The sequence below is a fragment of the Buttiauxella sp. BIGb0552 genome (genome assembly GCF_004366275.1).
GTDB lineage: Bacteria > Pseudomonadota > Gammaproteobacteria > Enterobacterales > Enterobacteriaceae > Buttiauxella > Buttiauxella gaviniae.
In genome coordinates, this window is sequence record NZ_SODY01000011.1 from 1 (window position 1) to 23,328 (window position 23,328).

Sequence of the window (23,328 nt, forward strand, 5' to 3'; positions counted from 1 at the left end):
TCTGGCTGACAAGCCGGTTTGTAAGCCGTTGTGCCGTGTCAGTGGAGGCGCAGTATAGGGATTTTCTGGAAGCTGACAAGTGTTTATTGCAAATAAATGACTGAGCGCATCTTTTTTCATCAAAATGGGTATTTTGGACACTATTTGATGTTTAAGCGAGCAATCTCGCGGGCAAAACGCGCCACCTGGGGCCAATCTGTATAAACAACTTCTTTACTAATATCTGTTTCGCCGCCGGTCATCTTCATAATCAAACGAATCATAACGCGATCGTACCAGCTATAACGCGGGTAACGCAGCGCACCCGCAAACACTGCACAGTGTTTTGGCTGCCACGGAGAGGTTAGCAAGAACTTGCGCGTATAAGAGTTGGTTTGCGGTGAACGCTTCTCCGGTTTGCGCGCAACCAGGTTTACGGAAAAGAAAGCGCTTGGGATGTTGTTCAGCGCTTGCTGATGCTTCTTCACAAACGCCGCAACTGATGAATGGAAATGCCCGTACCGAATAGACGCGCCAATAACGACACGTTCGTAATTGCCCCAGGCGATATCACCACTGCGATGCAAGTTCACCACATCGCTCTCAATGCCCAACTCTTTCAACTCAGATGCTATATAAGAAGCAATCTCGCGAGTTTGACCATCACGGGTCGAAAACAGAATCAAAGTTCTCACTACAGGCTCCGGTTACTCTCGCCAGAAAGTTGGCGTAAACAGTACAAGTAAAGTAAACACTTCAAGACGGCCAAACAGCATGTTGGCTATCAATATCCATTTCGCTACAGGATTCATGCTGGCAAAGTTATCTGCCACCACACCTAAGCCAGGGCCGAGGTTATTCAGCGTTGCCGCAACTGAAGCAAAGGCCGAGAAGTCATCCACACCAGTGGCGATGATGGCGAGCATGCTGATGATAAAGACCAGTGCATAAGCAGAGAAGAATCCCCATACCGCTTCAAGGATACGTTCCGGTAGTGCGCGGTTCCCAAGCTTGATGCTATATACCGCATTTGGGTGCACAAGGCGTTTAAGCTCACGGTTGCCCTGCTTGAACAGCAGCAGGATACGAATGACCTTCAGGCCGCCACCCGTTGAACCCGCACAACCCCCTATAAAAGCAGAGCACAGTAATAGCACAGGTAAGAATAGAGGCCAGCGCGCGATACTGTCAGTCGTGAAGCCCGCAGTCGTCGCCATCGAAACAACCTGGAAGAACGCCTGGTTCACCGTTAGCAAAGCGGTTTGGTAAGTATTATGGAACCACAGTACCAGGGTGCAGATAGCCACCAGCGTCAGTTGCACGCCAATGAACATGCGGAACTCAGGGTCACGCCAATAGACTTTTAGATTACGCCCGCTTAATAAAGAGAAGTGCAGGCCATAGTTACAACCCGAGATCAGTAAGAAGATGGCAATAATAGTGTTAATCGTTGGGCTGTCAAAATAGCCGATACTGGCGTCATGAGTGGAAAACCCGCCAATAGCTATAGTCGCAAAGCTGTGGCCTATTGCATCAAACGCAGGCATGCCAGCAAACCAAAGCGCCAGCGCACACGCAATGGTTAACAAGACATAGATGAGCCATAGGGTTTTTGCAGTATCGGCAATACGCGGGCGCATTTTGTTATCTTTAAGCGGCCCCGGCATTTCAGCGCGATATAACTGCATCCCGCCGACGCCCAGAATAGGCAAAATAGCGACGGCGAGCACAATGATCCCCATGCCGCCAAACCATTGCAGCATTTGCCGATAAAACAAGATGGCATGAGGCAGCGTATCCAGGCCGACGAGCGTTGTCGCACCGGTCGTGGTTAAGCCTGAGAACGACTCAAAGAAAGCATCGGTTACCGTTAGATTTGGCTGCTCTGCAAAGATAAAGGGCAACGCCCCCACACTTCCCAGCACCGTCCAGAATAATACGACGATCAAAAAGCCTTCTCGTGGTTTGAGCTCACTTTTTTGCCGCCGGTTAGGCCACCACAGGAAAGAACCAATGAGTAACGCTGCGAAGAAAGTCTGGGTGAAAGCTCGACCAGCACCATCGCGATAAATTAAAGCTACCAACCCTGGAATAATCATGGTCACGGAAAAAAGAATAACTAGCAGACCAACGATTCGGGTTATGGCGCGAAAATGCATTTCAGCCGCTTCCTTAACTATCAAAAAATAACGAGAGGGAATTATTGTTCAGCCGGCAATAAATGCAATGCACCGCGGCTAAAATCAGCAAGTCTGACTGAAAAGTCAGCGAATTTTGCCTGTGGCAATGCCACACGTAATAATACAGATGCCTGAAAATCACTTTGCACCAGAATGCCATCGTACTGCTTGAGCAACGTTTCGATTCCCGCAAGCTGTGCGTAGTCACACTGCAAAGTATATTCGGTTAACGGAACTTTGAGGACAGTAGGCAATTGGTTTAACGCCGCCTGCACGCCACCGCCATAAGCCTTCACCAGGCCGCCCGTTCCGAGCTTTATGCCGCCAGAGTAGCGCACCACTACAGCGGTAATTTCACCAACACCGCTTCCCATCAGCTGGGCAAGCATTGGCTTACCGGCAGTTCCTGCTGGCTCGCCATCATCAGAAAACCCAAGTTGCTGCGAGTCATCCGGCGCACCAGCCACCCAGGCCCAGCAATGATGCCGGGCATCCGGGTGTTCTGAGCGTATTTTTTCAAGAAACGCTTTTGCTTCTATTACACCAGCCGTATGAGCGACCAGTGTAATAAAGCGGCTTTTCTTGATTTCCTCACTGACCGTAACGGGTCCAGCTGGGATCAGCCAACTATCCATTACGCCAGTTTCAGATCGCGCGTCATATTTTCAATACTGTTTTCATGAACAATCACATTGTCTTCAATGCGAACGCCGCCGAAAGGTTTCATGGCTTCTATACGCTGCCAATCAAAGTGCTTGCTGTACTGCCCTTCGCGCCATGGTGCGAGCAAAGACTCAATAAAGTAAATACCCGGCTCAATAGTCAGAACCATACGCGGCTCGAGTACACGAGTGCAGCGCAGGTAGGGATATTGAGACGGCGCGGCAAGGTGAGTCCCCGCATCATCTTGCATAAAGCCAGCCACATCATGGACCTGCAAGCCCAGCGGGTGACCAAGGCCATGCGGCATAAATGGCCCGGTAATTCCAGTTTCAACCATTGCTTCTTCGCTAATGCCCGTTACTAGCTTATGGCGGTTCAGCAGCTTCGCAATACGTTGATGGAACTGAATATGGTAATCGGTGTAACGCACGCCCGCTTTCAGGGTGTCAATTAACGCGAGTTGCTCGGCGTTAACATCTTTCACCAGTTGAGCATAATCGTTATCACTTTTTGCCGACCAGGTACGCGTCAAATCAGCAGCGTAGCCGTTGTATTCCGCACCCGCATCTAACAGGAAGCTGCGCATTTCTGCAGGTGCGCGGTTATCAAGTTTTGTGTAATGCAGCACCGCCGCGTGCTCGTTGAGCGCCACAATATTGCCGTATGGCACATCGGTATCGCGATGCCCGGTTGCGGTCAGATAAGCCTGGTTGATATCAAACTCACTCATTCCAGACAAGAATGCTTCGTGAGCCGCCTGATGGCCAACCACCGCCGTTTTCTGTGCTTCACGCATACATGCCATTTCATAATCAGTTTTATAAGCACGATGGTAATGCAGATAATCAATCACCCCTTTCGGGTTGATGTTAGCGCCCTGAATTTCAAGCTGCACAGCACGCTCTGGTACTGGGCCGATGTAACCGATATTGCCACGCGCGGCAGGCAACTGGCTGCCAATGCCATCTGCTTTTGGCAAAGCAATAACTTCAATTTCGTCAGTCCAGAAGGATTCTGGCAGCGGCTCAACGTTGTGCCAGTAATCAACCGGCAGGTAGAACCAAAGTTTCGGTTTGTTAACGCCATCCACCAGCAGCCAACAGTTTGGCACTTGTGTCACCGGAACCCAGGCTTTGAATTGTGGGTTAACTTTGAACGGATATGGATGATCATCGAGGAAGACGTTGACTAGCTCGCCCGAGTGAATCAACAGCGCGTCGAGATTAAAACGCGCCAGAACATTGCGGGTACGTTCCTGCAAAGTTGCCACATGATCTTTATAAAGTGAGGCCAGTGAATCCATGATTTACCCTTCTGTTTTTTTCATAAACTGAACGCCACGCATCTTAGCACACCGTAAAGTTTGCGAACTTATTTCCAGCGGCTGTGATCATCTTTGCAAATATTTAAAGAGTTATTTGCATTTCATTAACATAAATTCCACACTCCTCTCCATCTGGTACGACCAGATCCCATTGCTGGATTCAGGAGACTGACATGCTCTACCAAGGTGAAACCTTACATCTCGACTGGCTGGAAGATGGCATCGCAGAATTGGTATTTGATGCACCCGGCTCAGTGAACAAACTCGACACCGCGACCGTAGCCAGCCTTGGCCACGCGCTGGATGTGCTGGAAAAGCAGCCGCAGTTAAAAGGCTTGCTGCTCAGTTCTAATAAAGCTGCGTTTATCGTGGGTGCCGACATTACCGAATTCCTGTCATTGTTCCAGGTTCCGGCGGAGCAACTGACCCGCTGGCTGCAATTTGCCAACAGCGTATTCAACCGCCTGGAAGATCTCCCGGTCCCAACCATTTCTGCCGTAAATGGTTACGCACTTGGCGGCGGTTGTGAGTGCGTATTGGCAACAGATTACCGACTGGCAACGCCAGATACCCGCATCGGCCTGCCAGAAACCAAACTGGGCATCATGCCAGGCTTCGGTGGTTCTGTACGTCTGCCACGTTTACTGGGTGCTGACAGCGCGCTGGAAATCATCACCGCAGGCAAAGATGTTGGTGCGGTTGAAGCGCAGAAACTGGGTTTAGTTGATGGCGTTGTCAAAACTGAAAAACTGCGCGATGGCGCACTGGCGATACTGCGTCAGGCTATCAATGGCGATCTGGACTGGAAAGCCAAACGCGCGCCTAAACTGCAGCCGCTGAAGCTGAGCAAGATCGAAGCCACCATGAGTTTCACCATTGCCAAGAGCATGGTGATGCAGATTGCCGGTAAACACTACCCTGCCCCGATGACGGCAGTAAAAACTATTGAAGCCGCGGCACGTCTGGGCCGTGATGAAGCATTAAAACTGGAGACTCAAAGTTTCGTGCCGTTGGCGCGTTCCAATGAAGCCCGTGCGCTGGTCGGGATTTTCCTTAACGACCAATACATAAAAGGTCAGGCGAAAAAGCTGACCAAAAATACCGAAACCCCGAAACAGGCAGCCGTTCTTGGTGCCGGGATCATGGGTGGCGGCATTGCTTACCAGTCTGCCTGGAAAGGCGTACCGGTATTAATGAAGGATATTAACGAGAAGTCGCTGGAACTAGGCATCAACGAAGCCAGCAAGCTGCTGAACAAACAGCTGGAGCGCGGCAAAATTGACGGCATGAAACTGGCGGGTGTGATTGCCACCATTCATCCAACACTGGATTACGCTGGTTTTGAGCGTGTCGATGTAGTTGTTGAAGCAGTGGTAGAAAACCCGAAAGTGAAGAAAGCGGTTCTTGCGGAAGTGGAAGACAAAGTTCGTGCGGATACTGTTCTGGCGTCGAACACCTCCACCATTCCGATTGGTGAACTGGCAAACAGCCTGAAGCGCCCGGAAAACTTCTGCGGCATGCACTTCTTTAACCCTGTGCACCGCATGCCGTTAGTGGAAGTGATTCGCGGCGAGAAAACCTCTGAGCAGACCATTGCAAAAGTGGTGGCCTGGGCGAGCAAAATGGGCAAAACGCCAATCGTGGTGAACGACTGCCCTGGCTTCTTCGTCAACCGAGTGCTGTTCCCGTACTTCGCAGGCTTTAGCCAGCTGATGCGCGACGGTGCCGATTTCCGCCAGATCGACAAAGTGATGGAAAAGCAGTTCGGCTGGCCAATGGGCCCGGCATACCTGCTGGATGTGGTGGGTATTGATACCGCGCACCACGCACAGGCTGTTATGGCTGCCGGTTTCCCACAGCGTATGCAGAAAGATTATCGCGATGCCGTTGATGCGATGTTTGACGCAGGCCGTTATGGCCAGAAAACCCAGCAGGGTTTCTATCGCTACAAACAAGACAGCAAAGGCAAACCGCGCAAAGAGCAGGATGAAGCAACCGAAGCGCTGCTGGCTGATGTCAGCAAACCACGCCACGACTTCAGCGACGAGGAAATCATTGCCCGCATGATGATCCCGATGGTTAATGAAGTGGTGCGCTGCCTGGAAGAAGGCATTATCGCCAGCCCGGCAGAAGCCGACATGGCGCTGGTTTATGGCCTCGGATTCCCTCCATTCCACGGCGGTGCATTCCGTTGGTTAGATACCGTCGGCAGTGCGAAATATCTCGATATGGTGCAACAGTACCAACATCTTGGCCCGCTCTACCAGGTGCCAGATGGTCTGCGTGCAAAAGCGTCCCGTAACGAGCCGTACTATCCACCGGTTGAGGCCGCGCGCCCAGCCAGTGACCTGAAAAGCGCCTGAGGAGTGATCATGGAAAAGGTTGTAATTGTTGATGCCATCCGCACCCCGATGGGCCGTTCAAAAGGCGGTGCGTTTCGCAATTTGCGTGCAGAAGATTTATCAGCCCATTTGATGCGTGGGATCCTCTCACGCAACCCGGCATTAGAAGCCGCCGCGCTGGATGACATTTACTGGGGCTGCGTGCAGCAGACGCTGGAGCAAGGTTTCAATATTGCGCGTAACGCGTCATTGCTGGCAGAAATCCCACATTCGGTCCCGGCAGTTACCGTGAACCGCCTGTGTGGTTCTTCGATGCAAGCGCTGCATGATGCAGCTCGTATGATTCAAACCGGTGATGCGCATGCTTGTCTGATTGGCGGCGTGGAACATATGGGACATGTGCCGATGAGCCACGGTGTGGATTTCCATCCAGGTTTGAGTCGTAACGTGGCTAAAGCGGCAGGCATGATGGGTTTAACCGCCGAGATGTTGTCACGTATGCACGGCATCAGTCGTGAGATGCAGGACCAGTTTGCTGCCCGCTCGCACCAGCGTGCATGGGCTGCGACAGAAGCGGGCCATTTCAAAAATGAAATCCTGCCGACCAGCGGCCACGACGCAGACGGCGTGCTCAAACGTTTTGATTACGATGAAGTGATTCGCCCGGAAACCACAGTTGAAGGTCTGGCAGCCCTGAAACCCGCATTTGACCCGGTCAACGGAACCGTCACGGCGGGCAGCTCTTCTGCTCTTTCCGATGGCGCATCAGCCATGTTGCTGATGAGCGAATCACGCGCCAAAGAGCTTGGCCTGAAGATCCGCGCTTATGTTCGCTCTATGGCGGTCGTTGGCTGCGACCCATCAATTATGGGTTACGGCCCGGTTCCAGCATCACAACTGGCGTTAAAAAAAGCGGGCCTGACTGCCGCCGATATCGACCTGTTTGAGATGAACGAAGCGTTTGCTGCACAGATCCTGCCATGTATTAAAGATCTGGGTCTGATGGATAAGATCGACGAGAAGATTAACCTGAACGGCGGGGCGATTGCATTGGGCCACCCGCTGGGTTGCTCCGGTACACGCATTAGCACCACGCTGTTAAACCTGATGGAACGTCGCGATGCGCAGTTTGGCCTCGCCACCATGTGCATCGGATTAGGTCAGGGTATTGCCACTGTTATTGAACGAGTTTAGTTGCTTTAATTGTTGTTATTCCCGCCTGTCAGGGGCGGGTTTTTTATTTCTGTCGCCCACAAACAAAAGCCACCGACTATGCGGTGGCCTGTCTGTCAGTAGACTGATTCTCAGATAAACGAGAACGCATCACCAAACATACGATCAACCTGCGCACTACGTTCATTGCAGAACAAGTCGCGGGCAATTTTCGCCATCTCAAAACGCCCGGCGATATAGATATCGTGCCCGGCAAGCGTTCCGTAATCCTGCATCACCGCAGTCAGCACAGTGCCAGTACGCCCACGCCAACCTGCTTCAGGTTGTTCAACAACCGCTTCAACACGCAGATTTGGGTGAACCACGGACAGCGCTTCCAGCTCAGACAGATCATAAAGATGTTTATCCTCACGGCCGCCCCAGTAAATCGCGATTTCACGTTGTGGATTACGCGCCAGCGCGGTCAGCAAAATTGAACGCACATATGAGAAGCCAGTACCGCCTGCAATCAGAATCAGCGGACGATCTTCATCATCGCGCAACCAGGCATCGCCATGAGGAATATCAACAACGATCTCTTTTTCTTTCAGAATGCGGTCCATCACGGCCATGGCGTAAAGATTAATCTCTGATGCACCAATGTGCAGCTCGATAAATTCATGCTCGCTCGGTGTGGATGCCATGGAGAACGGGCGTTTGTCGCGCTCATCCATCACCACCATCAAATACTGCCCGGCCTGAAAGGAGAACTTCGCTTCCGGCAGTAATCGAACGCGATATACCGTGTCGGTTATCGCTTCTACCGAGGTCACTTTACAGCTTAAGGTTGTCATGCTTCCCCTCTGTCGGGTCAATAATGCAAAACCGTAAAATCCGCCACTCAGGCGTTTTTACTGTCGTCGAAAATAGCCAGCTCATCCCAGATTGCATCGATACGCGCACATACTTCTGCATCTTTCTTAATAGGACGACCCCATTCACGTTGGGTTTCCCCAGGCCATTTATTGGTGGCATCCAGTCCCATTTTTGAACCAAGACCGGAAACCGGCGAGGCAAAATCCAGGTAATCAATTGGCGTGTTTTCTACCAGTACGGTATCACGCGCCGGGTCCATACGCGTGGTGATGGCCCAAATTACATCGTTCCAGTCACGCGCGTTGACATCATCATCACAAACGATGACAAACTTGGTGTACATAAACTGTCGCAGGAAAGACCAGACTCCCATCATCACGCGCTTCGCGTGGCCAGCGTATTGCTTCTTGATGGTGACAACCGCAAGGCGATAAGAGCAGCCTTCCGGCGGCAGATAAAAATCGACAATTTCCGGGAATTGTTTCTGCAAAATCGGCACAAACACTTCGTTAAGTGCCACACCCAGAACCGCAGGTTCATCCGGTGGACGTCCGGTATAAGTTGAGTGATAAATCGCATTCTGCCGCTGGGTAATATGAGTAACGGTAAATACCGGGAAGTTATCGACTTCATTGTAGTAGCCGGTGTGGTCACCATATGGCCCTTCCGGTGCCATTTCGCCTGGCTCGATATACCCTTCCAGCACAATTTCCGCAGTGGCAGGCACTTCGAGATCGTTGGAAATACACTTCACGACTTCGGTTTTTGTGCCGCGCAGCAAACCAGCAAACGCATACTCGGAAAGCGTATCAGGCACCGGCGTTACCGCGCCAAGAATAGTGGCAGGGTCAGCGCCTAAAGCAACTGAAACCGGGAAACGTTCGCCCGGATGTTCTGCACACCACTCCTGGAAATCCAGCGCGCCGCCACGGTGCGACAGCCAACGCATGATCAGTTTGTTTTTACCAATCAGCTGCTGGCGATAAATACCCAGATTCTGGCGCTCTTTATGCGGCCCACGCGTTACCGTCAAACCCCAGGTAATCAGCGGTGCAGCATCTTCCGGCCAGCATTGCATGATAGGGATGCGGGATAAATCGACTTCATTCCCTTCAAAGATTTGCTCCTGACAAGGGGCATTACGCAGTCGCTTAGTCGGCATATTCAGGACTTGTTTAAACTGTGGCAGCTTATCGAACAAGTCGCGGAAACCTTTCGGTGGCTCCGGCTCTTTCAGGAAGGCCAGTAACTTACCCACTTCGCGCAGCGCCGACACATCTTCCTGCCCCATCCCCATCGCGACACGTTTTGGCGTGCCAAACAGGTTGCACAGCACTGGCATGTCGTACCCTTTAGGGTTCTCAAATAGCAGCGCAGGGCCATTGGCGCGCAAAGTACGATCGGCAATTTCAGTCATTTCCAGGTACGGATCGACTGACATTGCGATACGCTTTAGCTCACCGCGTTGTTCGAGTAGTTCCAGAAAGTCGCGTAGGTCGTGGTATTTCATGCAATTAATCGTAGTCAGGATTTGGCGGTCATTATACGGGCTTCATGCACAGCATGCTGTATTTTTGTTAATAACGCGTAAATGCTTATCTGATGACCAATCAGTGATTGGTTATACCTGAGCCGTCTATCCCTGATAACGGCCTTTTGCTATTCTTCCTCAGTTAATGAGGAAAAGAGACACTATGGAATCCTGGTATTTGTTGTACTGCAAACGAGGTCAATTACTACGGGCGCAAGAGCATCTCGAGCGTCAGGAAGTGAATTGCCTTACCCCGATGATCAAAATTGAAAAGATCGTTCGAGGCAAACGCACTGCGGTCGATGAACCATTGTTCCCAAACTATATGTTTGTCCGGTTTGACCCTGAAAATATTCATACCACAACCATAAACTCCACGCGCGGCGTCAGCCATTTCGTGCGTTTCGGCAGCCTGCCGGCTACTGTACCGAGTGATGTGATTGAGCAGCTCATCAGTCACACTCCAGAGAACGTTCTTGACCCGGATACGCCGTACGAAGGCGATCGCGTGGTGATAACCGAAGGGGCATTCGAAGGTCTGGAGGCGATTTTTAGCGAACCGGACGGAGAAGCCCGCTCTATGCTGCTGCTCAACTTGTTGAATAAACAAGTGATGCAAAGTGTGAGAAACACCGATTTCAAAAAGACGTAAAAAAGGCCAGCGATTGCTGGCCTTTCATTTTGATGTTGCCTCTAGCGCTGCATTTGTTCGTCATGCAGCCACTGCGCAACACGCTTCGAGAAGTACGTCAGCACACCATCAGCACCCGCGCGTTTAAAGCACAGTAACGACTCCATGACGGCAGGTTTTTCTGCCAGCCATCCATTCTGGATAGCCGCCATATGCATCGCATATTCACCAGAAACCTGGTAGGCAAAAGTCGGCACGCCAAAGGTATCTTTCACACGGCGCACGACATCCAGATAAGGCATACCTGGTTTCACCATCACCATATCAGCACCTTCTTGCAGATCCTGAGCGACTTCCTGCAATGCTTCGTCGCTATTGGCCGGGTCCATCTGATAGGTCTTTTTATTTCCGCCCTTCAGGTTGCCGGATGAACCAATTGCGTCACGGAACGGGCCGTAATAGCAAGAGGCGTATTTCGCGGCATAAGACATAATCTGGGTATTCACGAAACCATCAAGCTCAAGCTGGTCGCGAATCGCCCCGATACGGCCATCCATCATGTCGCTTGGCGCGATGATTTCAGCCCCGGCTTCTGCATGAGACAGCGCCTGACGCACCAGGATTTCACGCGTAATGTCGTTGATAACGTAACCGTCTGCATCAATCACGCCGTCCTGACCGTGAGTGGTGTATGGATCAAGCGCCACGTCGGTCAGCAGACCCAGTTCCGGTACGGCATCTTTCAGTGCACGAACTGCACGCTGGACCAGACCATTCGGGTTATAAGCTTCTTCAGCATGCAATGATTTTCCTGCGCTCTCGATAACCGGGAACAGGGATAGCACCGGCACACCCAGCTTTGCAACGGCTTCCGCTTCTTTGAGTAGCAAGTCGATAGTCATGCGGTAAACACCCGGCATCGACGACACTTCTTCCTGACGGTTCTGACCTTCCATCACAAACACAGGATAGATAAGGTCGTTAACCGTTAGTTGATTCTCCGCCACAAGACGGCGGCTGAAATCGTGACGACGGACGCGGCGCATACGGCGGCCAGGAAACGTACCGGGAAATGCATAGCTCATTTACTTTCTCCTGATTTAAGCCAACCGGAAAAGACGGCGGGCATTTTCATCTGTTACTTGCGCAAGCCAGGCGGGATCTTCTCCACGCCATTCAGCCACCTTGTTCAGGATATGCGGCAAGTAGCAGGGTTCGTTCCGACGGGAAGCAGGTTTTGGTTTTAGATCCCGCGGTAACAAATAGGGGGCATCGGTTTCCAGCAGCAGTTGATGCGACGGAATTACCGGTAGCAACTCACGTAATTCAAGGCCACGCCGCTCATCGCATACCCAACCGGTTACGCCAATAAAAATCCCACGAGCCAGACACTCACGCGCTTCATTTTCTGTACCGGTAAAGCAATGCAGCACCACACCTGGCAACTTATCGAGCCAGGGGTCGAGCAGAGCAATAAAGCGTTCATGAGCCTCACGGCAGTGTAAAAATACCGGCATCATCAGGTCAGCCGCAAGGGCCAGTTGTGCGGTAAAAGCACGCTCTTGTTCTGCTGGTGTTGAGAAATTACGGTTGAAATCCAGGCCGCACTCGCCGATTGCGACCACTTCAGAAGCACCAGCAAGTTTGCGAATAGCCTCTGCTGTTTCGTCTTGCCACTGGCTGGCATCATGAGGGTGAACGCCAGCCGTAGACCAGCACCCTTGATACTGTTGCGCCAGTAACAAAGCTTGCTCGCTTTCATGCAGATTCGTGCCTGTCAGTAACATGCCATTGACGCCCACTGAATGCGCGCGAGCAACAACTTCTGCATGGTCTTTCGCAAACTGTGAGCTGGTAAGATTTACACCGATATCAAACATAGGGCCTTCCAAACGACGACCGCCCTGATGGGCGGCCTGAAATTATGACTCTTTATTAGAGTGTTGGTCTTCTGCTTCTGGAGCATCTTCCGGGTCTTCCTCGCCTCTTCTACGCCCTTTACCGACATAGAAACGGGAGAAGAACACGCCGACTTCAAACAGGCAGTACATCGGTATCGCCAGCAGTGTTTGCGAGAATACATCCGGCGGAGTCAACAACATGCCGACAACAAATGCACCAACCAGAATATATGGGCGCTTTTTCTTTAGCGCTTCAGGGGTAGTTACGCCCATCCAGCACAGAAGAATAATGGCTACGGGGACTTCAAAGGCCACGCCAAATGCCATAAACAAGGCCATGACAAAATCGAGGTATTTCGTTATGTCTGTAGACATCACGACCCCTATTGGCGCGGTTTTCGTCAGGAAACCAAACGCTAAAGGGAACACCACGAAATAGGCAAAAGCGATGCCGATATAAAAAAGCATTGTGCTGGAGAACAGCAGCGGCATAACCAGTTTGCGCTCATGTTTATAAAGCGCAGGCGCAATAAACGCCCAGATTTGATAAAGAATGACCGGCGCTGACAGGAATACTGAGACATAAATCGTCAGCTTAATTGGCGCAAAAAATGGTGATGCGACATCGGTAGCAATCATCGTTGAGCCTACCGGCATCTTACTGATTAGCGGTGCGGAGACGATTTGGTAAATGTCGTTGGCAAAGTAAACCAGTGCCAGGAAAATCACCAGCACAGCGATAATGCTATTTAACAGTCGCTTGCGCAGCTCTATCAGATGGCTGATAAGCGGTTGGGTATCTTCTACGGCCATGTTTACTGTTTATCACTCGAAGGTTGAGAAGACGCTGGTATTTTGACTGGTTCTGCCACGGGTTTAATCTGAGGCTGGATCAACTCGTCAGAAACTGCCGCAGGTGCAGGAACTGTCTCAGGCTCAACGGCTGGAGCCTGATCGGGCGCACTGGCTTGGTGTGCAGCAGTGGCTGGAGTCACGCCGTCGTGGCTATCTTCGGCATCTTTTATCAATGGGTTATGGATGGTATGAGCCTCATCACTCCCTTTTTCAGGTTCCTGAGTGTACGAGCGTTTCATTGACTCTGCAGCCTGACGCAGCTCATCCATTGATGCCTTAAGCTCTGGAGTGAGATTATCCATGCTCGCTTTTTCAACCTTCTTGAGGCTGTCCTGCAGCTCCTGGATTTTCAGTTCCTGAACCAGTTCATTTTGCACAGTTGCCGCGAGCGAGCGCAAAGCACGAACCCAACCGACAACCGTTTTAACTGCCACAGGCAAACGTTGTGGCCCGAGAACAATCAGGCCAATCACGAATACCAGTAGCAACTCACTGAAACCAATATCGAACACGGTTTACACCTGCTCTTTATCGTTGCTCTTAGCTTCTTCTTTCTTCACTTCGCCAGGTTGCTTATCAGCGAGTGTTTTCGCCGTGAAATCAGCATCCTGAACGGATTTATCTTTCTCTTTATCTTCATCGTCACCCATCGCTTTTTTAAAGCCTTTGATGGATGCGCCCAAATCAGAACCGATAGAACCCAGTTTCTTGGTACCAAACAGCAGAACGACGATAACGGCAATGATCAACAATTGCCAAATACTGATACCACCCATAATGTTGCCTCAAATCACAGTGATGAATATACCCAACCTCTTTCAAGTTGCAGATGTTCATGCATCCTGAAATCTATTGGGTACAGATAACGGTCTGTATTGTACCGCACGTTGTCCGCTAAAAACGATTAAAAACAACTCAGGCTGAGCGCCGCCAGCCAATCAACCAGGTCACAACCCCCCCGGCCATCAACCAGGCGGGCATAAATTCCCATTCTGGTTTGTTAATCAACAATAAAGTCCCACTTAGCATCAGCGTAGCGCCAATACCAAACAGATAGCGCGATTGCGCCTGGCGCACCTGGTTGCGTTGCAAATCACGCGTTATTTTATCAACGCTGTGTTGCAATTGTTTACCCTGGCGCAAACTGTCGTACATCAGTTCCGGCAGTTCTGGCATTTTTTCAATCCAGAACGGCGCTTTTTCTTTGAAAGAACGAATAAGCGCAGGAATACCCACCTGATCTTTGATCCAATCTTCCAGGAAAGGTTTGGCGGTTTTCCACAAATCAAGTTGCGGATAAAGCTGCCTACCAAGCCCTTCAACGTAAAGTAGCGTCTTTTGCAATAAAACAAGCTGCGGCTGCACTTCCATATTAAAGCGACGTGCCGTATTGAACAGGTTCAGCAGCACATGGCCAAAGGAAATTTCCGCTAATGGCTTTTCAAAGATTGGCTCGCAAACGGTACGAATGGCAAACTCGAAGTCTTCAACATTCGTGTCTGGTGGCACCCAGCCTGAATCCACATGCAATTCAGCAACTTTGCGGTAATCTCGGTTAAAGAAGGCGATAAAGTTCTCAGCCAGATAGCGTTTATCTTCTTTATTGAGCGAACCCACAATGCCGCAGTCGATACCAATGTATTGCGGGTCTTCAGGGTGCTCATAGCTGACGAAAATATTGCCTGGGTGCATATCGGCATGGAAGAAGCTGTCGCGGAAAACCTGAGTGAAGAAGACCTGCACGCCACGCTCTGCCAACAGTTTCATGTTGGTGCCCTGTTTATGCAGCATCGCAATATCAGAAACGGGAATACCGTAAATACGCTCCATCACCATCATGTCCTGGCTGCAATAGTCAGAGAACACTTCCGGCACATACAGCATCGAGCTACCTTCAAAATTGCGGCGTAACTGAATGGCGTTTGCCGATTCGCGCAGCAGATTTAGCTCATCAATTAAGGTCTTCTCATATTCGCGCACAACTTCAAGCGGGCGCAAACGGCGACCATCAGGCATCAGACGTGGTACCCATCGCGCGAGACGATAGATGAGTTTCATATCCGCTTTGATGATTGGCAAAATGTCCGGGCGAATGACTTTGATAACCACTTCTCGCCCATTTTCTTTCAGGCGAGCGGTATGTACCTGGGCAATGGAAGCTGACGCAAGCGGCTTGATTTCAAAATCGTCAAACCAGGCTTCTACAGGAAGCCCTCCCATCGCTTGTTCGATTTGTTTTTTTGCCAGCGCCCCGTCAAATGGTGCAACGCGGTCCTGCAACATCGCCAGTTGATCGGCAATTTGCGGCGGGAACAAGTCACGACGTGTAGAAAGCATCTGCCCAAACTTGATCCATACCGGGCCAAGCTCTTGTAAAGCCAGACGCAAACGCTCACCCAGAGGCTTTTCTTTATGGCGGTTTGGCATCCAGAAAAGCGTACGCCGCCAAATACGTAATGGCAGCGTAATGCGGACACGAGGAATAAGTTCATCCAGACCATAACTAAGAAAAGTGCGGACAATGAAATAGAGGCGACGAATTTCTCCAGGCGTCATTTGTTCTCCAGTTTGTTCAGTCGCGCGATGAGTGCGTCAACATTTCGTTCGACTGCTGCCGTTTCCTCAGCAAACCATGCAACCTCAAGCGATCCCGGTGCCATCTTCCACTCTTCCGTAATGGCTTCTGACAGGTATTGCTGGTTACGAGTAAATCCTTTCTTGAATAACTTACCGCCACCACGGATAACTTTACTGATACCTTCGGCGGCAATATCACCGATATAAGGTGCTAATAATTCTGCAGGATCGAACTCGGCAAGATCCATCAGAGAAACCCAATTCTGGACAACCTGAAGATCGCCTTGAACCTCTAATTCACCACTGCGAATCAGCGCAGTAAGCTGCTGCCTGTCACGTAGTTTAGGCAAGGTGCCAAGCCCGGTTAGCACCATGCAATCAGCTTCATCTTCCCACTGGCCCAGTACATCAATTTGCTGTTCGCTAAAGACCAGAACAATTGGCGAAGAGAACTCTTTGAGCTCAACGCGTAACACCTTACCCACTAAGCGCTGACGTGCCGCTTTCAGTCCCCGATCGCGCCAGAGAAAAGTATTGAGGATATTTTCAATTCCGGCAGTCATTAGCGGTGTAAAAGGCATCACGAGTTCCCTGTCAGAATTTATAGCCACGGTGCAGAGCAACTACGCCAGCGGTCAGGTTGAAATAGGTGGTATTTTCAAAGCCCGCATCTTCCATCATCGCTTTCAATGTTTCTTGATCAGGATGCATGCGAATAGACTCAGCCAGATAGCGGTAGCTTTCCGCATCCTGCGCAACAATTTCACCGATACGCGGCAAAATGTGGAACGAGTACGCATCGTAAGCTTTGCTCAGTGGTTCAATAATCGGTTTAGAGAATTCCAGAACCAACAAGCGGCCACCTGGTTTTAATACGCGATACATTGAACGCAGCGCTTTCTCTTTGTCTGTAACATTACGCAGACCGAAAGAGATGGTGATGCAATCAAAAAAGTTATCCGGGAATGGCAGGGCTTCAGCGTTAGCCTGAACATAGTTCACGTTGCCAACCACACCGATGTTGCGCAGTTTTTCGCGCCCCATTTTCAGCATTGAGTCATTGATATCAGCCAGAACCACTTCGCCTGTTTCACCTACCAGACGAGAGAACTTAGCGGTTAAATCACCGGTTCCGCCTGCTAAGTCCAGTACGCGCTGACCACGACGAACACCACTGCAATCAATGGTGAAACGCTTCCATATACGATGGATGCCAAATGACATTAAGTCATTCATTACGTCGTATTTTGCGGCCACAGAGTGGAACACATTAGCGACCATATCGGCCTTCTGTTCCTTCGCTACAGTGCGAAAGCCAAAGTGTGTTGTTTCCTGGGATTCTTCAACCATCTCAATGCCTGCTTATCCAAAAAAATGTTCGTGAAGTGTAACAGAATGAGCCCTAAAGCCCTATGCTTCAAGCTGCAGGGGTGTTGGCTGCACTCACAAACCCCAGTCACTTACTTTAGTAAGCTCCTGGGGATTTGTTCCTTTGCCGCCTACCTGCAACTCGAGTTATTCTTGCTACAAACTGTTTTCCATATTCTTCTCTTCGTCGTTTTCATGCTCATGGCGCTCGATATTATCGCCTTCTTCAAGTCTGGCCTGTTCGACTAAATCAGGATTAATCTCACGTTTAACCTCAACGCCCAGACCACGAAATGCATCTGCCTGGATGAGAATATTGCCGCGCCCGGAAGAGAGTTTTTTCATCGCCTGCCGGTAGTTGTCCTGCGCTTTATCGAGGCTCTGGCCGATCGCCGACATGTCATCCACAAAGAGGCGCATTTTGTCATATAGCCGACTGGCACGTTCGGCAATTTGTTGCGCATTCCGGCTTTGATGCTCATAACGCCACAAATTGGCAACGGTTCTTAACGCCACCAGCAAGGTGGTTGGGCTAACCAGCATGATGTTATTTTTCAGGGCTTCGCTGATGAGTTCAGGCTGGCGGTCAATCGCCAGTAAAAATGCGGGTTCGACGGGGATAAACATCAAAACATAATCCAGCGAACGCAAACCCGGTAATTGCTGATAATCTTTGCGGCCCAGCATACGAATGTGGTTACGCATCGCTGCAATATGTTCGTTGAGCGCACTTTCTCGCGTTAACTCGTCGTCGCCATTGTAATAACGTTCATAGGCCACCAGCGTCATCTTGGCATCAATAACCACATCTTTGCCTTGCGGCAAACGCACGATGACATCGGGCTGCATACGACTGTTATTTTCGAGCTGGATATTCACCTGAGTTTCGTATTCATAACCTTCGCGTAAACCGGATGCTTCAAGGACGCGAGTCAATACGACCTCGCCCCAGTTACCCTGGGTTTTGTTGTCCCCTTTCAGGGCTTTAGTGAGGTTTAGCGCCTCTTGTGCCATCTGAGCATTTAGCTGCTGAAGGTTGCGGATCTCATGCGTCAGCGTGTGCCGTTCGCGAGCCTCCTGACCAAAGCTTTCTTGCACCTGGCGGCGGAAGCCATCCAGTTGTTCGCGCAATGGCGACAGCAACCCATTCAAACTTTGACGGTTTTGTTCTTCAACTTTTCGGCCGCTTTGTTCAAAGATTCGGTTGGCAAGGTTTTCAAATTGTTCGCTGAGACGCTGTTCACTATTAAGCATCTGGCGATGTTTATCGTCAGCGTTAAGACGGGTTTGTTCAAGCAATGTGGAAAGCTCGCGGATGTCCGCTTCCTGCGCACTGTTGATTTCTAACTGCGTGCGCAATTCACGGTTGAGTTGCTCGCATTCCTCTTTCCAGTGCTGGTTTTGCTGCAATTCCTGCCGGGCGGCAGTGAGTTCGCCGTAGATTTCTCGCTGTTCTTCATACAGTGCGGATTGCCTCCCGGCCGCCCGCAAACTTGCCAGCAACCAACCAGTCAGCACCCCAACCAGCGCAATACCGAGCCCGAATAAAATAGAAATATCCACAGTCACTCCAACAAGCCATGCCAAACACCAGCAAAATAAAATTGTGCTGTATAAATGTCCAGATGAAAAGGAGTTTACTGCGAGACGTTACGCAAAGCGTAAAAATTAAGCCGGCTTGCACCGGCTTTGGGGGACTAGATCAGGCGACGAGCTGCTTCCACGACGATTTTCACCGCATGGCTTTCCGTTTTCTTCATGGTCTCAGCGTTCGGGATCTCTTGCTGAGTACGGTTCACAATCACACCCGCAACCATACCCGCACGCAGGCCCTGGCTTGCACACATGGTCAGAAGTGTTGCTGATTCCATCTCGTAGTTCATCACGCCCATCTGCTGCCACTCTTCCATAGAGCCTTTATAGCGATTCACTACACGACCGGAGAAGGTGTCGTAACGCTCCTGGCCTGGATAGAAGGTATCGGAAGAAGCCGTCACGCCAATGTGCGTGGTCGCGCCAATAGATTTCGCGGCTTCAACCAGCGCGGTGGTACAGGCAAAATCAGCAACCGCTGGGAATTCCATTGGTGCAAAGTGCAGGCTGGCACCATCAAGGCGCACAGACGCCGTCGTCACCAGAACATCACCGACATTGATATGTGGCTGAATCGCACCGGTCGTACCGATACGCAAGAAAGTACGAATACCCAACTGCGCCAGTTCTTCCACAGCGATAGAAGTAGACGGGCCACCGATACCGGTAGAGCAGACGATAACTGGCTTGCCGTCTAACTCAGCACGCCAGGTAGTAAATTCACGGTGGGCAGCCAATTTGACCGGCTTGTCCATCAGTACAGCGATTTTTTCAACTCGCTCAGGGTCGCCCGGGACGATGGCAAGTGTTGCCCCCTGCAGGTCGCTTTTAGTGAGGCCGAGGTGAAAAACATCAGACTTGGACATAACAGACTCCTCTGTTTAATAGGTTGGCTTGCATTGCTTAGAGGTACTGTACAGAACCCCGGCAAAGAATTTCGTGACGCATTTCACTTTGAATGAAACAAGTTACATTATTTTCAATCTTATTAGTGACGAGCATCACATTAAATTTCCTGACGATTCTTTTCTCAGACATAGCGAACAGCGCTGCGGCTCGAAGAATGACGGGGAAAAGCTATAGTTATCGCACTGCGCTAATTCTGGTAAGGAGAATGCCAATGAAAGAAGAAAATACAGTAGATAAATCGCCGGGCGGGCATTTTGCGCCAGCGGCAGCTCCACTTGCTTCAACAGTATTGCATACCTCCGATGAAGAGATTCTCTCGGGAGAGACATCTATTCCCACGCAGGGCGAAAACATGCCTGCGTTCCATGCCAGACCAAAAGGGGCGGAAGGCCCACTGCCGATTGTCATCGTGGTGCAGGAAATTTTCGGTGTGCATGAACACATTCGTGATGTTTGTCGCCGCCTGGCGCTCGAAGGCTATCTCGCCATCGCGCCAGAGCTCTATTTCCGTCAGGGCGATCCGAATGATTATGCAGATATCCCGACCCTGTTCAGCGGTCTGGTGTCCAAAGTCCCCGACGCGCAGGTTCTTGCCGACCTGGACCATGTTGCAAACTGGGCGGCCAGAAACGGTGGTGATGCCCATCGCCTGATGGTCACTGGTTTTTGCTGGGGTGGACGCATTGCATGGCTATATGCCGCTCATAATCCGCAACTAAAAGCAGCTGTGGCCTGGTATGGCAAATTGGTTGGGGAAAAATCGCTGAATTCACCACACCACCCGGTCGACGTCGCAATCAATTTGAACGCGCCCGTGCTTGGGCTTTATGGCGGGCAAGATACGGGAATTCCACAGGATACCGTGGAAACCATGCGCCACGCGTTACGTGCAGCAAATGCTAACGCAGAAATTATCATCTACCCGGAAGCGGGCCATGCTTTTAATGCGGACTACCGCCCGAGCTATCATGAAGAATCGGCAAAAGATGGCTGGGTGCGGATGCTGGCGTGGTTTGCACGCTTTAGTGCGAAGAAGTAATGCAGTTAATTAAGGGGGAAAGATTCCCCCACTTCTTACTTTATTAAGCCTTACGCAAATTCTGCGCAGCCTTCACCATATTCGCCAGTGCCTGGCGAGTCTCCGGCCAGCCACGGGTTTTCAGGCCGCAGTCCGGGTTGACCCACAAGCGCTCTGCCGGAACACTTTCCGCCGCTTTCTTCAGCAATGCTTCAATCCATTCCACGCTCGGTACGTTCGGTGAGTGAATGTCATATACGCCCGGCCCAATTTCATTCGGGTATTCGAACTCTTTAAATGACTCCAGCAGGTCCATATCGGAACGCGAGGTTTCAATGGTTATCACATCTGCATCCAGCGCGGCAATGGAGTCCATGATGTCGTTGAACTCGCAGTAACACATGTGCGTGTGGATTTGTGTGTCATCACGCACCACGGCGGCATTCAGGCGGAAGGCTTCCACGCCCCACTCCAGATACGCCTGCCAGTCGGAACGGCGCAGCGGTAAACCTTCGCGCAGTGCGGGTTCGTCGATCTGAATGATGCCGATGCCTGCCGCTTCGAGATCCGCCACTTCGTCACGCAGCGCAAGGGCGATTTGTTTGGCGATGGTTTCACGGCTCACATCTTCGCGCGGGAATGACCAGCACAGAATTGTCACCGGGCCAGTCAGCATGCCTTTTACCGGTTTGTCAGTCAGGGATTGCGCGAACGATGCCCATTCCACAGTAATGGCTTCCGGGCGGCTGATATCACCGATGACAACCGGTGGCTTCACGCAGCGAGAACCGTAACTCTGCACCCAGCCGTTCTGAGTAAACACGAAACCGTCGAGGTGCTCACCGAAGTATTCCACCATGTCGTTACGTTCGGCTTCCCCATGCACCAGTACATCCAGCCCCAGGCGTTCCTGTTCAGCAACGGCTTGTTTGATATGTTCGGCGATACCGGTGCGATAGTTATTCGCATCCAGGTTACCTTTTTTAAACTCCAGGCGCAGGCCACGAATTTCCGTCGTTTGCGGGAATGAACCGATAGTCGTCGTCGGCCAGGCCGGGAGATTGAAGCGCTGGCGCTGTGCCACGGCACGAACGGTATAGTCATTCTGGCGTTGGCTGTCTTGCGCCGTAATGGTCGCCAGACGTTTGCCAACGGCCGCATTATGGACACGCTGTGAATGGCGGCGAGCCTGAATTGGCGCACTCCATTCAACCAGTTTTTCAGTATTGCCGCTGTTCAGGGCTTCGGTCAGCAAAGACAGTTCGGCACATTTTTGCAGCGCGAAGGCAAACCAACTCTTCACTTCAGCATCAAGACGTGTTTCAACGCTCAGGTCGATTGGGCTGTGCAGCAGAGAACAGGAAGAAGCGACCCACAGATCACGTTTACCGACGATCGCCTGCAATTGTTGATATTTTTCGCTCAGATCAGCACGCCAGACGTTACGACCATTAATCACACCGGCCGATAACAGCCAGTTGGCGGGCAGTTGCTGATGCAGCGCGTTGATATCGTCTTTACCATGGACGAAGTCGACGTGCAGACCCTGAACCGGCAGCGCCGTAATGGTGTTCAGGTTTGGCGTCACGCCTTCAAAATAAGTGGTCAGCAACAGTTTAACGTTACCAGCCAGCGCGTCGTAAGCCGGTTTGAACGCATCGAGCCATTCTTGCGGTAACTCCAGCACCAGAGCAGGCTCGTCGATCTGCACCCACTCGATGCCACGCTTTGCCAGTTCCGCCAGCACCTGCTGGTAAACCGGCAGAATATCTTGCAGCAGGCTCAGGCGGTCAAACGGCTCGCCTTTCACTTTGCCAAGCCACAGGTAAGTCACTGGCCCAAGCAGTACAGGTTTCACGTTGTGGCCAAGCGCCAGTGCTTCATCTACTTCATCCAACAGCTGTGTCCAGGTCAGTTTGAACTGCTGGCCTTTAGTGAACTCCGGCACCATGTAGTGGTAATTAGTGTTGAACCATTTGGTCATTTCAGCGGCTGCGGCGGGCTCACCAGTGGGTGCCCGGCCACGGCCCAGGCGGAATAAGGTGTCGATATCGACGCTGTCGTCCGCGTTCTGATGACGAGCCGGCACATTGCCAAGCAGCAAGCTGGTGGTCAGAACGTGATCGTACCAGGCGAAATCGCCCACTGGCAGCAGTTCCACGCCAGCTTCTTTTTGTTGGTCCCAGTGGCGGGCACGCAGTTCGCGGCCTACCGCCAGTAATTCTTCCTGGGTGGAGCTGCCCGCCCAGTAACTTTCTTGTGCTTTTTTCAGTTCGCGACGTAGGCCGACACGAGGGAAGCCGAGGGTGTGATTTTTTATCGTCATGTTCTTTCCTCAATATTCATTATTCGACGCATTTAGCCGTCCAGATGTTTACACATCTATAATCAACAGGTACTGTATATTCCTCAAGCGCAATTTGCTCATG

At 51.2% G+C, this 23,328-nt stretch carries 21 protein-coding genes; 4 read left to right on the forward strand and 17 right to left on the reverse strand.

The features are described 5' to 3' along the window. Positions 1-140 precede the first annotated feature (140 nt). From hemG to pepQ, 4 genes are read right to left on the reverse strand one after another with little or no spacing between them, the layout of a single operon-like run. Positions 141-674 (reverse strand): menaquinone-dependent protoporphyrinogen IX dehydrogenase, encoded by a 534-nt coding sequence (gene hemG / locus EDF88_RS23555; protein WP_064561657.1) that lies wholly within the window; start codon positions 672-674, stop codon positions 141-143. A 12-nt stretch (positions 675-686) separates the two neighbouring features. Then, a complete protein-coding gene (gene trkH, locus EDF88_RS23560) occupies positions 687-2,138 on the reverse strand; it encodes a Trk system potassium transporter TrkH (protein ID WP_064515256.1) in 1,452 nt (483 codons plus the stop codon). A gap of 41 nt (positions 2,139-2,179) precedes the next feature. After that, entirely contained in the window at positions 2,180-2,794 is a 615-nt protein-coding gene (locus EDF88_RS23565; protein WP_134187732.1) for an IMPACT family protein, read from the reverse strand. Continuing rightward, positions 2,794-4,125 carry a Xaa-Pro dipeptidase gene (gene pepQ / locus EDF88_RS23570; protein ID WP_134187734.1) on the reverse strand — a complete coding sequence of 444 codons (1,332 nt, stop codon included), beginning with the start codon at positions 4,123-4,125 and terminating at the stop codon, positions 2,794-2,796. Before pepQ ends, EDF88_RS23565 begins: the two co-directional genes overlap by 1 nt. Positions 4,126-4,319: 194 nt before the next feature. Here pepQ and fadB point away from each other — a divergent pair, with 194 nt between their 5' ends. Further along, positions 4,320-6,509: a fatty acid oxidation complex subunit alpha FadB gene (gene fadB, locus EDF88_RS23580; RefSeq protein WP_134187736.1), complete on the forward strand. Its 2,190-nt coding sequence runs from the start codon at positions 4,320-4,322 to the stop codon at positions 6,507-6,509. Between the two features lie 9 nt (positions 6,510-6,518). Beyond that, positions 6,519-7,682: an acetyl-CoA C-acyltransferase FadA gene (gene fadA / locus EDF88_RS23585; protein WP_064515249.1), complete on the forward strand. Its 1,164-nt coding sequence runs from the start codon at positions 6,519-6,521 to the stop codon at positions 7,680-7,682. A gap of 110 nt (positions 7,683-7,792) precedes the next feature. Here fadA and fre read toward each other — a convergent pair whose 3' ends face one another. Then, a complete protein-coding gene (fre, locus tag EDF88_RS23590; protein WP_064515247.1) occupies positions 7,793-8,494 on the reverse strand; it encodes an NAD(P)H-flavin reductase in 702 nt (233 codons plus the stop codon). A gap of 47 nt (positions 8,495-8,541) precedes the next feature. Then, a complete protein-coding gene (ubiD, locus tag EDF88_RS23595) occupies positions 8,542-10,035 on the reverse strand; it encodes a 4-hydroxy-3-polyprenylbenzoate decarboxylase (RefSeq protein WP_166672020.1) in 1,494 nt (497 codons plus the stop codon). Positions 10,036-10,210: 175 nt separating this feature from the next. On the opposite strand from ubiD, the gene rfaH reads away from it, so the two are divergent. Then, a complete protein-coding gene (gene rfaH / locus EDF88_RS23600; protein WP_064515243.1) occupies positions 10,211-10,699 on the forward strand; it encodes a transcription/translation regulatory transformer protein RfaH in 489 nt (162 codons plus the stop codon). A gap of 41 nt (positions 10,700-10,740) precedes the next feature. Here rfaH and hemB read toward each other — a convergent pair whose 3' ends face one another. The 10 genes from hemB to udp all read right to left on the reverse strand — a co-directional run bounded on the left by hemB (position 10,741) and on the right by udp (position 19,838). Beyond that, entirely contained in the window at positions 10,741-11,763 is a 1,023-nt protein-coding gene (gene hemB / locus EDF88_RS23605; RefSeq protein WP_134187740.1) for a porphobilinogen synthase, read from the reverse strand. Between the two features lie 15 nt (positions 11,764-11,778). Continuing rightward, positions 11,779-12,558, reverse strand: coding sequence for a 3'-5' ssDNA/RNA exonuclease TatD (gene tatD, locus EDF88_RS23610; RefSeq protein ID WP_064515239.1), 780 nt, complete (start codon positions 12,556-12,558; stop codon positions 11,779-11,781). Between the two features lie 42 nt (positions 12,559-12,600). Next, positions 12,601-13,392 (reverse strand): Sec-independent protein translocase subunit TatC, encoded by a 792-nt coding sequence (gene tatC, locus EDF88_RS23615; protein WP_064515238.1) that lies wholly within the window; start codon positions 13,390-13,392, stop codon positions 12,601-12,603. A 2-nt stretch (positions 13,393-13,394) separates the two neighbouring features. Beyond that, positions 13,395-13,946, reverse strand: coding sequence for a Sec-independent protein translocase protein TatB (gene tatB / locus EDF88_RS23620; protein WP_134187742.1), 552 nt, complete (start codon positions 13,944-13,946; stop codon positions 13,395-13,397). Positions 13,947-13,949: 3 nt separating this feature from the next. Then, on the reverse strand, positions 13,950-14,210 hold the full coding sequence (gene tatA / locus EDF88_RS23625) for a Sec-independent protein translocase subunit TatA (protein ID WP_134187744.1): 261 nt from the start codon (positions 14,208-14,210) through the stop codon (positions 13,950-13,952). Between the two features lie 139 nt (positions 14,211-14,349). Continuing rightward, positions 14,350-15,990, reverse strand: coding sequence for a ubiquinone biosynthesis regulatory protein kinase UbiB (ubiB, locus tag EDF88_RS23630; RefSeq protein WP_134187746.1), 1,641 nt, complete (start codon positions 15,988-15,990; stop codon positions 14,350-14,352). Then, positions 15,987-16,592 (reverse strand): SCP2 domain-containing protein, encoded by a 606-nt coding sequence (locus EDF88_RS23635; RefSeq protein WP_064515232.1) that lies wholly within the window; start codon positions 16,590-16,592, stop codon positions 15,987-15,989. Before EDF88_RS23635 ends, ubiB begins: the two co-directional genes overlap by 4 nt. Before the next feature lie 13 nt (positions 16,593-16,605). Next, entirely contained in the window at positions 16,606-17,361 is a 756-nt protein-coding gene (gene ubiE, locus EDF88_RS23640) for a bifunctional demethylmenaquinone methyltransferase/2-methoxy-6-polyprenyl-1,4-benzoquinol methylase UbiE (RefSeq protein WP_034492146.1), read from the reverse strand. Between the two features lie 174 nt (positions 17,362-17,535). Beyond that, positions 17,536-18,942: a DNA recombination protein RmuC gene (rmuC, locus tag EDF88_RS23645; protein WP_134187748.1), complete on the reverse strand. Its 1,407-nt coding sequence runs from the start codon at positions 18,940-18,942 to the stop codon at positions 17,536-17,538. A 134-nt stretch (positions 18,943-19,076) separates the two neighbouring features. Next, on the reverse strand, positions 19,077-19,838 hold the full coding sequence (gene udp, locus EDF88_RS23650) for a uridine phosphorylase (RefSeq protein WP_034492150.1): 762 nt from the start codon (positions 19,836-19,838) through the stop codon (positions 19,077-19,079). 254 nt (positions 19,839-20,092) lie between these two features. Here udp and EDF88_RS23655 point away from each other — a divergent pair, with 254 nt between their 5' ends. Further along, complete coding sequence (locus tag EDF88_RS23655; protein ID WP_134187750.1) at positions 20,093-20,920, forward strand: dienelactone hydrolase family protein; 828 nt, start codon at positions 20,093-20,095, stop codon at positions 20,918-20,920. Between the two features lie 43 nt (positions 20,921-20,963). Here EDF88_RS23655 and metE read toward each other — a convergent pair whose 3' ends face one another. Beyond that, a complete protein-coding gene (gene metE, locus EDF88_RS23660; protein WP_134187752.1) occupies positions 20,964-23,225 on the reverse strand; it encodes a 5-methyltetrahydropteroyltriglutamate--homocysteine S-methyltransferase in 2,262 nt (753 codons plus the stop codon). Between the last annotated feature and the right edge of the window lie 103 nt (positions 23,226-23,328).

What these genes read in the sequence shown, in the direction of transcription:
- hemB (WP_134187740.1), bottom strand. Translation starts at nt 11,763, where the DNA reads ATGAGCTATGCATTTCCCGGTACGTTTCCTGGCCGCCGTATGCGCCGC.
- EDF88_RS23565 (WP_134187732.1), bottom strand. Translation starts at nt 2,794, where the DNA reads ATGGATAGTTGGCTGATCCCAGCTGGACCCGTTACGGTCAGTGAGGAA.
- EDF88_RS23635 (WP_064515232.1), bottom strand. Translation starts at nt 16,592, where the DNA reads ATGCCTTTTACACCGCTAATGACTGCCGGAATTGAAAATATCCTCAAT.
- fadA (WP_064515249.1), top strand. Translation starts at nt 6,519, where the DNA reads ATGGAAAAGGTTGTAATTGTTGATGCCATCCGCACCCCGATGGGCCGT.
- udp (WP_034492150.1), bottom strand. Translation starts at nt 19,838, where the DNA reads ATGTCCAAGTCTGATGTTTTTCACCTCGGCCTCACTAAAAGCGACCTG.
- trkH (WP_064515256.1), bottom strand. Translation starts at nt 2,138, where the DNA reads ATGCATTTTCGCGCCATAACCCGAATCGTTGGTCTGCTAGTTATTCTT.
- ubiB (WP_134187746.1), bottom strand. Translation starts at nt 15,990, where the DNA reads ATGACGCCTGGAGAAATTCGTCGCCTCTATTTCATTGTCCGCACTTTT.
- tatD (WP_064515239.1), bottom strand. Translation starts at nt 12,558, where the DNA reads ATGTTTGATATCGGTGTAAATCTTACCAGCTCACAGTTTGCGAAAGAC.
- tatA (WP_134187744.1), bottom strand. Translation starts at nt 14,210, where the DNA reads ATGGGTGGTATCAGTATTTGGCAATTGTTGATCATTGCCGTTATCGTC.
- fadB (WP_134187736.1), top strand. Translation starts at nt 4,320, where the DNA reads ATGCTCTACCAAGGTGAAACCTTACATCTCGACTGGCTGGAAGATGGC.
- fre (WP_064515247.1), bottom strand. Translation starts at nt 8,494, where the DNA reads ATGACAACCTTAAGCTGTAAAGTGACCTCGGTAGAAGCGATAACCGAC.
- rfaH (WP_064515243.1), top strand. Translation starts at nt 10,211, where the DNA reads ATGGAATCCTGGTATTTGTTGTACTGCAAACGAGGTCAATTACTACGG.
- ubiE (WP_034492146.1), bottom strand. Translation starts at nt 17,361, where the DNA reads ATGGTTGAAGAATCCCAGGAAACAACACACTTTGGCTTTCGCACTGTA.
- EDF88_RS23655 (WP_134187750.1), top strand. Translation starts at nt 20,093, where the DNA reads ATGAAAGAAGAAAATACAGTAGATAAATCGCCGGGCGGGCATTTTGCG.
- pepQ (WP_134187734.1), bottom strand. Translation starts at nt 4,125, where the DNA reads ATGGATTCACTGGCCTCACTTTATAAAGATCATGTGGCAACTTTGCAG.
- tatC (WP_064515238.1), bottom strand. Translation starts at nt 13,392, where the DNA reads ATGGCCGTAGAAGATACCCAACCGCTTATCAGCCATCTGATAGAGCTG.
- metE (WP_134187752.1), bottom strand. Translation starts at nt 23,225, where the DNA reads ATGACGATAAAAAATCACACCCTCGGCTTCCCTCGTGTCGGCCTACGT.